This is a genomic window from Alcaligenes sp. CHO6 (assembly GCF_037120595.1).
GTDB classification, from domain to species: Bacteria; Pseudomonadota; Gammaproteobacteria; order Burkholderiales; family Burkholderiaceae_B; genus Alcaligenes; species Alcaligenes ammonioxydans.
Map to the genome: position 1 here is coordinate 949,895 of NZ_JBANCI010000001.1, position 12,898 is coordinate 962,792.

At 56.1% G+C, this 12,898-nt stretch carries 16 protein-coding genes; 11 read left to right on the forward strand and 5 right to left on the reverse strand.

What is annotated here, in order from left to right; genetic code table 11:
- Positions 1–60: 60 nt before the first annotated feature.
- Both V6936_RS04445 and V6936_RS04450 read right to left on the reverse strand, forming a co-directional pair.
- A complete protein-coding gene (locus V6936_RS04445) occupies positions 61–855 on the reverse strand; it encodes an RsiV family protein (RefSeq protein WP_336579476.1) in 795 nt (264 codons plus the stop codon).
- Between the two features lie 12 nt (positions 856–867).
- Positions 868–1,566: a glutathione binding-like protein gene (locus V6936_RS04450; RefSeq protein WP_003799802.1), complete on the reverse strand. Its 699-nt coding sequence runs from the start codon at positions 1,564–1,566 to the stop codon at positions 868–870.
- Between the two features lie 122 nt (positions 1,567–1,688).
- Here V6936_RS04450 and arsC point away from each other — a divergent pair, with 122 nt between their 5' ends.
- A complete protein-coding gene (gene arsC, locus V6936_RS04455; protein WP_336579477.1) occupies positions 1,689–2,033 on the forward strand; it encodes an arsenate reductase (glutaredoxin) in 345 nt (114 codons plus the stop codon).
- Positions 2,034–2,065: 32 nt separating this feature from the next.
- Here the strand turns inward: arsC and V6936_RS04460 are convergent, their stop codons facing one another.
- From V6936_RS04460 to V6936_RS04470, 3 genes are read right to left on the reverse strand one after another with little or no spacing between them, the layout of a single operon-like run.
- On the reverse strand, positions 2,066–2,638 hold the full coding sequence (locus tag V6936_RS04460) for a YceI family protein (RefSeq protein WP_336579478.1): 573 nt from the start codon (positions 2,636–2,638) through the stop codon (positions 2,066–2,068).
- 58 nt (positions 2,639–2,696) lie between these two features.
- Positions 2,697–3,260 (reverse strand): YceI family protein, encoded by a 564-nt coding sequence (locus V6936_RS04465; protein ID WP_336579479.1) that lies wholly within the window; start codon positions 3,258–3,260, stop codon positions 2,697–2,699.
- The gene (locus V6936_RS04470; RefSeq protein ID WP_240208663.1) at positions 3,257–3,826 is read right to left on the reverse strand and encodes a cytochrome b; all 570 of its coding nucleotides are present in this window, start codon (positions 3,824–3,826) and stop codon (positions 3,257–3,259) included. Before V6936_RS04470 ends, V6936_RS04465 begins: the two co-directional genes overlap by 4 nt.
- A gap of 214 nt (positions 3,827–4,040) precedes the next feature.
- Between V6936_RS04470 and V6936_RS04475 the strand changes: the two genes are divergently transcribed.
- From V6936_RS04475 to tssE, 10 genes are all read left to right on the forward strand, one after another.
- Positions 4,041–4,625: a hypothetical protein gene (locus tag V6936_RS04475; RefSeq protein ID WP_003799807.1), complete on the forward strand. Its 585-nt coding sequence runs from the start codon at positions 4,041–4,043 to the stop codon at positions 4,623–4,625.
- Positions 4,626–4,706: 81 nt separating this feature from the next.
- On the forward strand, positions 4,707–5,219 hold the full coding sequence (locus V6936_RS04480) for a ClbS/DfsB family four-helix bundle protein (RefSeq protein WP_003799808.1): 513 nt from the start codon (positions 4,707–4,709) through the stop codon (positions 5,217–5,219).
- 71 nt (positions 5,220–5,290) lie between these two features.
- Positions 5,291–6,418, forward strand: a complete 1,128-nt coding sequence (locus tag V6936_RS04485; protein WP_336579480.1) for a site-specific integrase — start codon at positions 5,291–5,293, stop codon at positions 6,416–6,418.
- Between the two features lie 81 nt (positions 6,419–6,499).
- Positions 6,500–6,961, forward strand: a complete 462-nt coding sequence (locus V6936_RS04490; protein ID WP_336579481.1) for a GNAT family N-acetyltransferase — start codon at positions 6,500–6,502, stop codon at positions 6,959–6,961.
- A gap of 444 nt (positions 6,962–7,405) precedes the next feature.
- Positions 7,406–8,068 carry a hypothetical protein gene (locus V6936_RS04495; protein ID WP_336579482.1) on the forward strand — a complete coding sequence of 221 codons (663 nt, stop codon included), beginning with the start codon at positions 7,406–7,408 and terminating at the stop codon, positions 8,066–8,068.
- Between the two features lie 288 nt (positions 8,069–8,356).
- Complete coding sequence (locus V6936_RS04500; protein WP_003799815.1) at positions 8,357–9,784, forward strand: TssA family type VI secretion system protein; 1,428 nt, start codon at positions 8,357–8,359, stop codon at positions 9,782–9,784.
- Between the two features lie 38 nt (positions 9,785–9,822).
- Positions 9,823–10,326 carry a type VI secretion system contractile sheath small subunit gene (tssB, locus tag V6936_RS04505; RefSeq protein WP_003799817.1) on the forward strand — a complete coding sequence of 168 codons (504 nt, stop codon included), beginning with the start codon at positions 9,823–9,825 and terminating at the stop codon, positions 10,324–10,326.
- 2 nt (positions 10,327–10,328) lie between these two features.
- Positions 10,329–11,816 (forward strand): type VI secretion system contractile sheath large subunit, encoded by a 1,488-nt coding sequence (tssC, locus tag V6936_RS04510; protein WP_003799819.1) that lies wholly within the window; start codon positions 10,329–10,331, stop codon positions 11,814–11,816.
- A gap of 143 nt (positions 11,817–11,959) precedes the next feature.
- Positions 11,960–12,445 (forward strand): Hcp family type VI secretion system effector, encoded by a 486-nt coding sequence (locus V6936_RS04515; protein WP_003799821.1) that lies wholly within the window; start codon positions 11,960–11,962, stop codon positions 12,443–12,445.
- A gap of 12 nt (positions 12,446–12,457) precedes the next feature.
- Positions 12,458–12,877 (forward strand): type VI secretion system baseplate subunit TssE, encoded by a 420-nt coding sequence (gene tssE, locus V6936_RS04520; RefSeq protein WP_003799822.1) that lies wholly within the window; start codon positions 12,458–12,460, stop codon positions 12,875–12,877.
- The last annotated feature ends 21 nt before the right edge of the window (positions 12,878–12,898 follow it).

The following is a 12,898-nucleotide window of genomic DNA, read 5'->3' on the forward strand; positions in this document are numbered from 1 at the left end:
GTGTGGGCTAGGACAGGCAGCCAGAGGAAGGCCGCCTGTCTGCTCAGTCAAGCGGTTTGGCTAGTTGGCGGGCAGATAGTCGGGGCGCAATATGCCTTTCAATTGGGAGTAAGGCAGCAAGAACTCAGGCTGACCGAAGGAATAGGGGGCGATCTCATAGGGGTTGTACTTCACCAGCAGCCCCTGGTCCGTCAGCGCAACATTCTGAGCGGGCTGGAAAGGCCACATTCTGTCCCAGCCGGCGCGATCCTCGCGCGCTTCGCTCAGGCCGGAGAGCCAGTTCTGATGGGCTTGACGTACCAGTTCCTGGAAAGGTTTGATCTGGCCTGGGGCGATAATACGATCCAGGGGCAGGGCCATTTTCAGGCGATTGTCCCAGTTGATGAACTGCGTGGCCGTAATACCGTGAGCGGCACCGGTCATGTAAATGCCTGAACTTAGCTCTACAACGGTCAGATCGCGGTTGCGGTAGCGCGTACGGGCTGACAGATGAACTTCATCGCGATGATTGGCCGTGGCCCAGTAGTAGTTCTCGAACTCTTTCAAACCACGATAACCGGGATGACGGTCGGTGATGACGGTCATGTGTGCCAGGCTTTCATCGACCAGCCCGGTTAGCTCAGGATTACCGGGGAAAATCAGGGATTTGACTTCCAGGCGCGGGCATTCGCCGGTACAGCCAGGCTTGATGTGCTTGTAGTTCAGGGATTGGGTAAAGACACCGTCTTTCTCCGTCTGATCCTGGGTTTGCGTGGGGATCAGGGAAATATTGGAGCTTGGCGTGCTGGAGCACGCCGACAGAGCCAGGGTTGTCAGGCCAATAAGCAGCAGCTGATAAGGGCGCTGTAAGGTCATGGAGTCGTAGTCCTATCGAATGGTTTTGGAATCTTGGCCAAAAAGGATTTGACGGGCTTTCTCATCATGGACGGGAGAGCCAGGGTTGATTGTCTCGACCAGTGCGTAGGCACGACCCGTAGCAGGCCGTTCGGCAATACGCTGGAACCAACGCTTCAAATGGGGAAAGTCGTCCAGGTTCTGGCCTTGGCGCTCATGCGAGACAATCCAGGGGTAACTGGCCATGTCCGCAATGGAATAGTCTCCAGCGATAAAGTCGCGCTGCGCCAGATGCTTGTTGAGCACGCCATAGAGGCGACCTGTCTCACGCACATAACGGTCTATCGCATACTCGATTTTTACCGGGGCATACACATTGAAATGATGGTTCTGACCGGCCATGGGGCCCAGCCCTGCCATTTGCCAGTAGAGCCACTGCAAGGTTTCGGTGCGGATGCGCAAGTCTGCGGACAGGAATTGTCCGGTTTTTTCGGCCAGATACTGCAAGATGGCGCCTGACTCAAACAAGGAGATGGGCGCGCCGCCGTCTTGCGGAGCGTGGTCGACAATGGCGGGAATGCGATTATTGGGGGCGATACGCAGGAACTCGGGTTTGAACTGGTCGCCCTGAGCAATATTGACGGGGTACAGGGTGTAAGGCAGACCGGACTCTTCCAGAAACATCGTGATTTTATGTCCGTTGGGAGTGGTCCAGTAATACAGGTCGATCATGGGTTCTCCTGGCTGAATGAAGATGCGGGCCTGTTTGCCGCAAGCAAGCCGGATGACGGGGCCGGCAGCACTGGGCTACTATTGTTTGCCTGAATACGGTTTATAGGAAGTCAAAGACTGTTATGAGCAAAATCTATCATAATCCGCGCTGCAGCACTTCGCGCAATGCCCTGGCCCTGATGCGAGAAAAAGGACGGGAGCCCGAGATCATTGAATACCTGAAAACGCCCTTGTCGCGCAGCGAACTCAAAGCGCTGATTGCGGCCACGGGTCTGACGGTGCGTGAGGCCATGCGCAGCAAAGAAGCGATTTACAGCGAGTTGAATCTGGATAATCCGGATTTAAGCGACGAGGAGTTGCTCGCTGCCCTGGAAGCCAACCCCATTTTGCTGAATCGTCCCATTGTGGTGACGGAAAAAGGGACGCGTCTGGCGCGTCCCCTGGAAGTGGTGCAGGAAATCCTGTAACTGGATTTCCTGCAACGGCGGGCAGGTCTGGATCAGGGCGCGATGGCCTCCAGGGCGATGCGGATGGTGACCTCATCACCGACATGGGGCACATTGGCAGCCATGCCAAAGTCGCTGCGCTTGATCTCGATCTTGCCATCCGCACCCAGGGCGGGTTTATTCAACATCGGGTGCTTGGGCATGGTCAGGAACGACTCAATGTTCATGGTAACGGGCTTGGTAATGCCCTTGATGGTCAGATCGCCTTTGGCGGACACAGGCTTGTCGCCGTCGAATTGAATTTCCTTGGATACGAACGTGGCTTCAGGAAACTGGGCCGTATCAAAGTAATCCTTGCCTTGAATGTGTTCATCGAACAGGGGAAAGCCGGTGCTGACCGAACGGGTGTCGACTTTCATGTCGATGCTGCCGGTTTTGGCTTGCTGATCCAGGGTAACCGTGCCTTGTGCTTTGTCGAAACGCTGGTTTTGAGTGCTCAGGCCCAGGTGCTTGTAGCTGAAGTGTACAAAGGTGTGGCTGGGCTCAACCTGATAGCTCACCGGCGCGGCTTGAGCGGCAAAGACAAGGAGGAAGCTGGCGGACAGAGCAATCACTGGTTTGATCATGAGGGTGTAATCCTTGCTGATGCGGGTAGAAAAGAGGAATGAGGGCTGATGCGTCGGTTTACCGGGCATCAATCTTGAAATTGACGGTGATCTCGTTGGCCACGATGTCGTAACTGGACCAGGAGCCTTCACCGATCGAGAAGTCGCCACGCTTAATGTCAAAAGCGCCGCTGAACGTAGCTTTATCGCCTTCGGGTGCCATGGTTGCCATGACAGTAACGGGCTGTTCACGGCCTTTGATCTGCAGCGTGCCTTGCACTTCATATTGCTGGGCGCTGACGGCACGGAAACGCTTGGAGCTGAAAACGGCCTGGGGATGCGCGTCAATGTCGAACCAGCGTACGTCCTGCAATTCGTCATCGGCTTCTTCCGAACCGGTATCCACGCTATCCAGTGCCACTTTCAACACCACCTTGGACTGATCCAGGGCGTCGGGGTTGAAGTTCAGCTCGCCTTCAAACTTGCGAAATTGGCCATCCAGCTTCACGCCCATTTGCGAATACTGAAAGCCGATTTCGCTATTTTGGACATCCAGCGTCTGGTAGTTCTTGGCATTGGCCGCCAGACTGAGACTGAGACCCAAGGAGCCGGCCAGAAGGGACACGAAGACAGATTTTTTCATGATTTGGCTTTGCCTAAAGTAAAGGTGATGCGGCCGAGCAAGCCGTCACGGTCAATGAACTGATGCTTGAGGGCCGCCAGAACGTGCAGGCTGACCATGGCAATCAGGGCGTAATTCAAAAAGATGTGTACTTGGACCAGCAACTCTCCCAAAGGTTTGTCTTTGGAGACCAGATCGGGCAGGGGGATCACGCCAAACCAGACCGTCTGGAATCCTTTGGCCGAGCTCATCAGCCAGCCGGTCAGAGGGATGGCCAGCATCAACAGATACAGGAGGGCATGGCCGCTATGCGCCAGCGCCCGGCTCCAGAAAGACATGCTGGCGGGCAAGGCAGGGGGGCGGTGCAACAAACGCCAGATCAGGCGCAGCACCAGCAGTAGCAGCAGGGTGATGCCAGCCCACTTGTGCCAGGAATAGACTTGCAGTTTCAGGGGGGACAGCGGCAAGGTTTTCATGGTGTAGCCCACGATGACCAAGGCAGTCAGCGCCAATGCCATGATCCAGTGCAAGATGCGGGCGATGCGGGTGTAACGGGGCTGATCCTCTGGGACAGAAGTGTTGCTCATTGATAATGCCTTTCATTTACGAAGCCTGGAAACTTTAACCTGTTTGTAAGCTTCCTAAAAGACCAGATTTTGCAATGCAGTAATGCAAATTTGAGGGTAGTCGCGCTGCGACCTTGCTATCGGCGTCTTTTCTTGTCAGCGTGTGACAAGGCTGTTAGGGTGGTGCGAGCGCGGGATACACTCGATTTTTCAGCTCGCGAGCAAGGAAGTATCTATGTGGAAGACAGCGTTGGTCGTTGGGGCAGCCGCCTTGTTGGCAGGGTGTCAGGACTCCAGGCAGGCCAATGAGGAAAATTTCAGCACAGCTATCCAGTCTTATCTGGATAGCCGGGATGGTTTATGTGTCGGTGTGCCGGGACGAAGTTATCCTTACCAGGCTGAGCATGACTCGCCCCTGATCGTGGAGGATCGGGCTCGTCTGGCGGCCTTGGCCTCGGTGGGGCTCGTGCGTCAGGTGGGGACAGAGCAGGCACCGCGCTACGAATTGACGCCTCAGGCCGATACCTATTTGCGACGTGCAGGCTCCGAGCCGTCCCAGGGCGAGCGTGATGCCTTTTGTACGGGCCGTCTGGTTCTCAAACGCATCAACTACTTCACAGAGCCGGCCAGTGCAGGCGGATTTACCGTCAGCCAAGTTAACTATGTTTATCATCTGGCTGATGCCGCGCCGTGGATTACGGATGGAGCCGTTCTGGATGCCTACGAGGACCTGCGTGCACTGACAGCACCAGAAGTTCAAGGGCAGGCACGGTTGATTCTGACCAATAAGGGTTGGGTACACCAAAATCTCTTTCGTTAAGTCAGGCGGTCTGGCTGCCGTCTGTCTTGCCTGGGGGGCGGCGCGCCGGACTTGAACAACCAAGACCAGGGGAGGGCACCGATGGCAGTACCGCAAAACAAACAGGAGTTACTGCAGGCTATCTCTAGTAGCTATCAACAACTCAGGGCAGAGTTGCTGACGGTTCCTGAGGAGCGATGCCGCGAGCGCAGCCTGCAAGGGCATGTCAAAGGAACACAGATGAGCGTGTCGGATCTGGTGGCTTATTTAATCGGTTGGAACGAACTGGTATTGAAGTGGAGTCACGCCAAAGCCCGGGGGGAAGCGGTCGATTTTCCCGAACGTGGTTTCAAATGGAACGAGCTGGGGGCCTTGGCACAGAAGTTCTACGCGGATTATGCCGATCTTTCTTATTCGGAACTGCTTACCCGTCTCCAGGATGTCTATGGCCGGATTGTGGAGCTGGTCGGACACTGTACCGACCAGGCCTTGTACGGTGCCCCTTGGTACAAGACCTACTCACAGGGGCGCATGATTCAGTTTAATACGGCCTCGCCGTATGCCAATGCGCGAAATCGGCTGCGCCAATGGAAGAAAGCAAATTCACTGGCCTGAGCCGGCCATATTGCACGCTGCTCCCTGGGGGCTTATCATAAAATGCAATTAACGGAAAAGACGGGCACGCCATGAAAAAAAGGTCTACACGCGAAGAAGGGCAGTTTGACCTGCCACTATTGGGCGTAAAAGCCGCCGACATTTCGGCGGAAGCCTTGTTTGATACTTGGCTGCAGCATCAGCGTCCCCCCATGGCAGCCAGTACGCAACGAGTGTATCGAACCTTATGGCGGCGCTTTTTGCAGGCCCTTCATGAGCATCAAAAACAGTACACGCAGATTCAGCCCACGGATATTCGTGACTTTTTGAGCAATCTGGACGATGTGCGCCGACCTCAGCGCGAACGCTATCAACAAGTCATCGCCCGCGCCTACGAGGAACTGTGTCGTCAGGATGGTCGCTCCGAAAACCCCGCTCTGGCGCCAGCCATCAACGATCCCTTCAAGGAAAGCTGGCGGCAAGCGCCCGACAATCAGGCCACTCAATTTCTGTCGGTCGAACAATGTCGGGCGACGATCAAGTCATTGCGTCATCGGCGCCGCGTTCTGGAGCTGGCCACTGATATGACGGTCGCCACCCGGTGGCGTGAATATCGGGACATGACCATTGTGGCGGTGATGCTGGCGACGGGTCTGCGTCCGGTAGAGTTGGGACACCTGCATCCCTCGGCCATCAGAGCCACCCAAGTGGGGGTTGAACCCCTTTCTGACGGGCAGGCCGATGAGGACGAGGGCATGGCCCTCTGGCGCGATGGCTCCCTGCTCATCAGTCTCCCGGGCGCGGCAAAGCGCGATGTCAGGGTGCCCGTATGGTGTGATGAGATGTTGCGTAGCTGGTTGATCTTCAGTGGCCTTCAAGACGCTGGAGCCTGGGTGAAAGAGAGTCGCGTCTTTCCGGGCAGCCGTCAGATCAGCGCGGCTCGTCCCCAGGCGCAGATGAATCCAGCCACCCTGGCGCGTATCGTCAGTAAATGGGGCATCAAGCAGATGGATTTGTTGATGACGCCACAACGCTTGCGCAACACCTTTGGTGCTGGCCTGATTGAACGCGGCTTTTCTCTGCCTGAAATTGAAGAGGTGATGGGTTACGCCCCGGGCGCGGCCAGCGCCTGGCGTCTGCAGGCTGCCTGGCTGGCTTGGTTGCAGGCGCAAAAAGTGGTGGCGACCTCATTAACGAGGCCCAGTACGCAATCAGACTGAAGGGCTAGTCATGGTTTGTTCGCTTCCAAGGGGCATAATTTCAAATCCATTAAGCCGGTTTTTTTGACCAAGGAGTTTGAATTGACATCCACACCTGTTTTTCGTCGGGCGCTTGCAACCGATCTTGAGGCGATCGTCACCATGTTGGCCGACGACATTCTGGGCCAAAAACGCGAAGATACACGCTTGCCCCTAGCCCGGTCCTACCTGGATGCCTTTGCCGCCATAGAGGCTGATCCCAATCAGTATCTGGTCGTGGTGGAACTGGATGGTCGTGTGGTGGGTACGTTGCAGATCAGCTATATGCCGGGACTCTCTCACCAAGGCGCATGGCGGGGCGAGATCGAGTCTGTTCGTATTGCCAGCTCGGCCCGTGGTTCCGGCCTGGGCCGTTTGATGATCCAGTGGGCCGTCGAGCAGTGCCGTCAGCGCCAATGTCGTATTGTGCAGTTGACTTCCGATATGGCCCGAACGGATGCACATCGGTTTTATGAACAGCTGGGCTTTACGGCCAGCCACAAGGGTTTCAAGCTGACTCTGTAAACCTGTCTTGTTGAGGCAGTTTGCCAGGGAGCGCGGTGCGAACAAGAACGATAAAGACCGCTCAGACAGCAAGGAGTTTTTTCGAATTCAAGAACAAGCGCTCGAGCCTGTCTGTAGGCAGAATAAGGCGCAGCCGAGGTATTATGGTTTTCTGACTCTGAGCCATTTCATTGAACATGGATTTTATCTATTCTTCGTTCAAAAAATATGTTCTCGTGTGTGCGCAAAAAAATCCGGCGTGACGCTGCCTAATGATGAACCCGGCGTTATTTCTAAAGGGCCTGATAATAAGGAATCAATGAAACTGAGTATTCTGGTTTGATTGACGTTTGACTCTTGCTCGATCTATCTTTCCTGTTGCTGCTTTCTATTCTTAATCACCATATAGTCAAAGACGGAATGGATTGACGCTGCAGTACATGTCTTAGACAGGGAGAGAGTCCGATGAGTGTCAAAGCGAAAACAAGGGAGATCGCCATTGAGCCCGGCCCGACCGGCGTGTTTCTGGGCTACAAGTCCGCTGGTGTCAGCGCCAATGACAAGCGCTATCGCAGCACGATCAAGTCTTATCCGGAAGGCAAAAAAGACGATTGGTCGGGTTTGTATGTGGCTGAGGATAGACTCACGGCAGAAGGGTATTTACCGGACGCTTTACCGCCGGATGGTACCGGCGAAGCCTATATCAATCTGATTTATATAGAGACCTCAACCGTTAACAATTTCGCAGGTAAGGGGAAAAAAACCCATTTTGTTGATATTGCCGGTAATGAAATAGCAGACCCTGAAATTCCGCAATCAGAAAAATCAAAATTGGTCAGGGAAGCATTAAGTGAAATTGGTATAAAAATTCCAGATGACAAACCGCTGATTCAGAGTCTGGGACTGCAAGGTTTCATCTATCGAGGGCCGCATACCGCCAGTGAAGAGGAAATTATCATCCCTTTCCATTTTATTAATGGTATACGGGCGATTTCATTGGCTAATTTTCAGACTTTCAAATTCAGAGATCATATGCCGGTAGGAAGTCCGGTACTGAACCCTGCACTTGGCATTCGCAACCCCGATGCCTCCATGCGATCCAATGCGGCTCTACCCTTAGCGCCTTGAGAAAACAGCCCCAGAAATAACCGGTTCCCGTCTTATCCAACCTTCCCGCCCCCAGACTCCTTGATGATGTCAAGTGGCACTGTTGTCTAGCACATCCGCTTTGCGGGAGCTGCAGCCAAGCTGCGGGTGTAAACGGCTGAGCGTTTACCAAGTGTTTATTGAATCGTCTCAAACGGTGAAACAGCAACAATAAGATTTGGACGGTCATTAAACGTGACATTTCTACACTAGGTTCATCAGTAGCAGATCGCCGTTTTTCCGGTGATCCGACTCAGGGAGCACGTAGAGATGTTGGACAAGCAGCTAGGCGTACGGGCCATCAATGAAACACTCACTCATGGGCACATGCCGCGTGACGGTGAGACATTTGCGTCGCTTCAGGCTGAAGTCGGAAAGCGTGTGGACATGCATGCCGCCACGCCGGTGGACTGGTCACTGGTCGCCTCTCTGGCAACTCAGGTACTGGATAAAGAGGGCAAGGATTTGAGTGCCGGGGTGTGGTTGTGCGCAGCCTGGTTGCATGAGTACGGTACGCGTGGTCTGGCAGCTGGACTGCAGGTGATCCGCGATCTGCATACGGTGTACTGGGACGTCATGAGTCCGCCTGCGGCACGCATTCGTGGCCGGCGCAATCAGGTGCAATGGCTGCTGGACGAATGTGACGCAGTATTGTCCGAGCCCGATTGGGACACAGAGGGACTGGATTCGCAGCAACGCGACGAGGTTCTTGCCCTGTGTGATGAGCTGGATGCGTTCTGGCAGGCTAAAGACGATGAACCGCCGGCGTGGTGGCGTTTAGGCAAGCGTCTGGGAGAGTTGTTGCCGACCGCCCAGAGCGAGGCCCCTGATGCACAGACTTCGTCTGAAACGCCTGTTCCTGATTTCCCGCGTTCTGAACCGGCTCAGGACGAGCCTGCGGTAGCGACCCAGACGGCCGCCCCGGTACGTGTAGCCAAAGAAGTCGCTCAGCCTGTGCACTCTGAGGTGGCGCCTGATTCCGTGAGCGACAAGGCCCTTGCCATCGCTGCTGCAACGCTAAGCGACGTGGTCGCGGCCGAGCGCTATGTAGAGCAAAGCGTCGCGACGATCCAGGAGTCTTTGCTGACTCTGGACGATGCACTATTGGCTACGGCCTGGCTGCTGCGGTTGAACCGGCAAAGCGCCTGGCTGTTTCTGGATACCTTGCCGCATGCCCAGGAAGGGGTGACGCGTGTTGCTCCGCCGCCTGTCGCGGACTTGGCAGTGCTGGAGCGCCTGAGCGAAGCCCAGGACCCGGCGGCGATATTGCGCTTTGCAGAGTCGCGCCTGGGACGCATGCGTTTCTGGCTGGATTTGAACCGCCTGTCCTATCAGGCGGCGCAGGCTTTGCCTCAGGGACAGCCCGGTGCGCAAACCATTCTGATCGAAACGCAAGCGATCTTGCAGCGTTTACCGGGGCTGGAGCGCTTGGCTTTTAGCGATGGGCGTCCCTTTGCCGATGAGCAGACGCGTGCGTGGCTGACCGCGTCCGGGACGCGGGTGACTGAGCCTGCACCGGCCGCTGGCCATGCCGAACCGCCTACAGAGACGGCGCGGGACGGTGAAGGATTGGATGTGTTTGGCCTGACCTCTCTGGTCATGGCGGCTGGAGCCGAGGCCGAAGCTGCGCGACGCTTGCTGGATGGAGCGTTGGCGCGGTTAAAGACGGGTGGCGAGCAACTGATGCGCGCCCGATGAAAGAACAGACCCCGATTTTCTAAACAGGAGAAACCGACATGGCTGCTGATGGTTCCGTCGCCCCCAAAGAGCGCGTCAATATTGTGTACAAACCCGCCACGGGTGATGCCCAGGAGCAGGTGGAGCTGCCGTTTCGCCAGTTAGTGCTGGGCGACTTTACCTTGCGCGAAGACAGTACGCCCCTGGATGCGCGTACGCCGGTCAGCGTGGACAAGGATACGTTCAACGACGTGCTCAAGGCCCAGAATCTGTCGCTGACCTTGCTGGTGCAGGACAAGCTCAATGAGCAGGCCGGGCCGGACGATCAACTGACTGTGGACCTGCGGTTTGAGTCCATGCGCGACTTTCAGCCCGATGCGCTGGTCGATCAGGTGCCCGAACTGCGCCAGTTGATTGCCTTGCGCGACGCACTCAAGGCATTGAAAGGGCCACTGGGCAATCTGCCTGATTTTCGCAAGCGTCTGCAGGGACTGGTACAGGACGAAGGCACGCGTCAGCGTCTGCTGGCTGAGTTGGGCGTACAGGACAAGCAAGGGGAATAAACATGACTGCAAACACACCGGAACAGCAGGCTCAGACTGCGCAAGGCGCCCAGGAAGGCGGTTCGCTGCTCGATGAGTTGATTGAATCGACTCGCCTGCGTCCTGATGATGAGGCCTATGCCATTACCCGCCAGGGGCTGGAAGCCTTTGTAGCCGAGCTGCTTGAGCCAGGTCGCCAAAGCGAGAAGATCAGCCAGGGCCTGATCGATGAAATGATCGCCAATCTGGATCGCAAACTGTGCCGTCAGGTGGACCAGATTTTGCACCATGCCGATTTTCAACGTCTGGAGTCGGCCTGGACAGGGCTGAAATTTCTGGTCGATCGCACGGATTTTCGTGAGAACAACAAGCTGGCCATTCTGAATGTGTCCAAGCAGGCACTGCTGGAAGACTTTGAGGATGCCACCGATATCACCCGCTCGGGCTTGTATACCGCTGTCTACACGGCGGAATTCGGACAGTTCGGTGGTCAGCCGTTTGGTTCGATCATCGGCAATTACGAATTTGGTCCCGGCACCCAGGACATCAAGCTGCTGCAGTCCTTGGCCAGCGTGTCGGCCATGGCGCACGCGCCCTTCATTGCATCGGCCGGACCGCAGTTTTTTGGCGTGGATAATTACTCGGCACTGCCCAATCTGAAAGATCTGAGTGCGGTTTTTGAAGGCCCGCAATTTACCAAGTGGAATTCATTTCGTCAGTCCGATGACGCCCGCTTCGTGGGCCTGACCTTGCCGCATTTTCTGCTGCGCGTGCCTTATGGCGAGGACACGGTACCGGCCAAGACCTTCAATTACAACGAAGATGTGTCGGGCGGCAATCAGAACTTTCTGTGGGGCAATGCGGCCTTTGCGTTTGCAGACCGACTGGCCGACAGCTTTGCACGTTATCGCTGGTGCGCCAACATCATCGGTCCGCAAGGCGGCGGGGCGGTCGAGGATCTGCCTATTTACAACTACGAGGCCATGGGCGAGACCCAGACCAAGATCCCGACCGAAGTGCTGATCTCCGAACGACGCGAATTCGAGTTGGCCGAACAAGGCTTTATCGCCCTGACCATGCGCAAGAACACGGACAATGCGGCCTTCTTTTCGGCCAATTCCTCGCAAAAGCCTAAGTTCTTTGGCAACAACAAAGAAGGCAAGGTGGCCGAGACCAACTACAAGCTGGGCACGCAACTGCCTTACATCTATGTGGTGAGCCGTCTGGCGCACTACATCAAGGTGATCCAGCGCGAGAACATCGGCACCTGGAAAGAGCGCAATGACCTGGAAGCCGAACTGAACGAGTGGATTCGTCAGTACGTGGCCGATATGGATAACCCGAGCGCGGGTGTACGCAGCCGTCGGCCTTTGCGACAGGCCGAGGTGACCGTTTCGGATGTGGAAGGCGATCCAGGCTGGTACCGCGTGGGCTTGAAAGTGCGTCCGCACTTCAAGTACATGGGCGCATCGTTCACCTTGTCGCTGGTGGGCAAGCTGGACAAAAACTGAGTTTGAGGGCGGGCGATCCTGCTGACACAGGATCGCCGCCTTGAGGCACCGGCGCGACGCCAGCCAGACGTCGTGGTGTACCCGGTATTGGCAACTACTGCTTAAGTCATCACACAGTCAGTTAACAACAGGAGTAATTTACCATGCCTATGCCATGCTATCTCACGCTTGAAGGCGAAACCCAGGGCAAGATCGAAGGGTCCTGCGAAGTTCAGGGTCACAGCGGCAAGATTCTGATCCAGGCCGTCGATCATCGTATTGAACTGCCCAAGAGCCCCCAGACGGGCCTGCCCTCGGGCAAGCGCCAGCACCTGGGTATTACCTTGACCAAGGAAATCGACAAGTCCTCGCCCAAGATCTTCCAGGCACAGTGCTCGGGCGAACAACTGAGCAAAGTCGAGCTGGAGTTTTACCGTATTAGCCCCAAGGGCACGGAAGAAAAGTACTACACGATTCGCCTGGAAAAGGCCGTCGTCACCAGCTCGCGCACCTGGGTCCCTAACTGCCTGGCTCCCGAGAACCGCCAGTTCGGCCACATGGAAGACATCGCCCTGACCTACGAAAAAATCGTCTGGACCTGGGAGCCGGACGGCATCGAGGCCGAAGACTCCTGGCTCACACCAAAGTAAGAGGGAAAAGGGATGCGCGAGTTGCGTCTGCTGGAGCGCATTGCTGCGCTGGAGACGGGACAGATCCAGACCCAGGCCACGCGTGCCCAGGTGCTGGTGGTCTCGATACGCGAGCATCTGCAGCGCATCCTCAATACCCGGCGCGGCAGCGTGCCACTGGACCCGGAGTTCGGGGTGCCGGATTTCACCAATCTGGCCGGCTCCTTTAGCAGCGGGTCCACGCGCGAGATCATCGACAGTATCACCCGCATGATCGAACGCTACGAGCCGCGCCTGAAAGCGCCCAAAGTGCAGGTCAGCGAGCAGGGCAGTGAAGTGCTGTCCTTGAGCTTTTCGCTCGAAGGTCTGGTGCAGGTAGACGACCACGAGCTGCCAATACGGCTGGCTACGTCAATCTCCTCGTCTGGCCGGGTGTCGTTGCAAGCGCAATGACAAACGTGTTGGCCATTGCGT

Coding starts and splice junctions, on each gene's coding strand:
- V6936_RS04445 (WP_336579476.1), bottom strand. CDS start 855: ATGACCTTACAGCGCCCTTATCAGCTGCTGCTTATTGGCCTGACAACC.
- V6936_RS04450 (WP_003799802.1), bottom strand. CDS start 1,566: ATGATCGACCTGTATTACTGGACCACTCCCAACGGACATAAAATCACG.
- arsC (WP_336579477.1), top strand. CDS start 1,689: ATGAGCAAAATCTATCATAATCCGCGCTGCAGCACTTCGCGCAATGCC.
- V6936_RS04460 (WP_336579478.1), bottom strand. CDS start 2,638: ATGATCAAACCAGTGATTGCTCTGTCCGCCAGCTTCCTCCTTGTCTTT.
- V6936_RS04465 (WP_336579479.1), bottom strand. CDS start 3,260: ATGAAAAAATCTGTCTTCGTGTCCCTTCTGGCCGGCTCCTTGGGTCTC.
- V6936_RS04470 (WP_240208663.1), bottom strand. CDS start 3,826: ATGAGCAACACTTCTGTCCCAGAGGATCAGCCCCGTTACACCCGCATC.
- V6936_RS04475 (WP_003799807.1), top strand. CDS start 4,041: ATGTGGAAGACAGCGTTGGTCGTTGGGGCAGCCGCCTTGTTGGCAGGG.
- V6936_RS04480 (WP_003799808.1), top strand. CDS start 4,707: ATGGCAGTACCGCAAAACAAACAGGAGTTACTGCAGGCTATCTCTAGT.
- V6936_RS04485 (WP_336579480.1), top strand. CDS start 5,291: ATGAAAAAAAGGTCTACACGCGAAGAAGGGCAGTTTGACCTGCCACTA.
- V6936_RS04495 (WP_336579482.1), top strand. CDS start 7,406: ATGAGTGTCAAAGCGAAAACAAGGGAGATCGCCATTGAGCCCGGCCCG.
- V6936_RS04500 (WP_003799815.1), top strand. CDS start 8,357: ATGTTGGACAAGCAGCTAGGCGTACGGGCCATCAATGAAACACTCACT.
- tssB (WP_003799817.1), top strand. CDS start 9,823: ATGGCTGCTGATGGTTCCGTCGCCCCCAAAGAGCGCGTCAATATTGTG.
- tssC (WP_003799819.1), top strand. CDS start 10,329: ATGACTGCAAACACACCGGAACAGCAGGCTCAGACTGCGCAAGGCGCC.
- V6936_RS04515 (WP_003799821.1), top strand. CDS start 11,960: ATGCCTATGCCATGCTATCTCACGCTTGAAGGCGAAACCCAGGGCAAG.
- tssE (WP_003799822.1), top strand. CDS start 12,458: ATGCGCGAGTTGCGTCTGCTGGAGCGCATTGCTGCGCTGGAGACGGGA.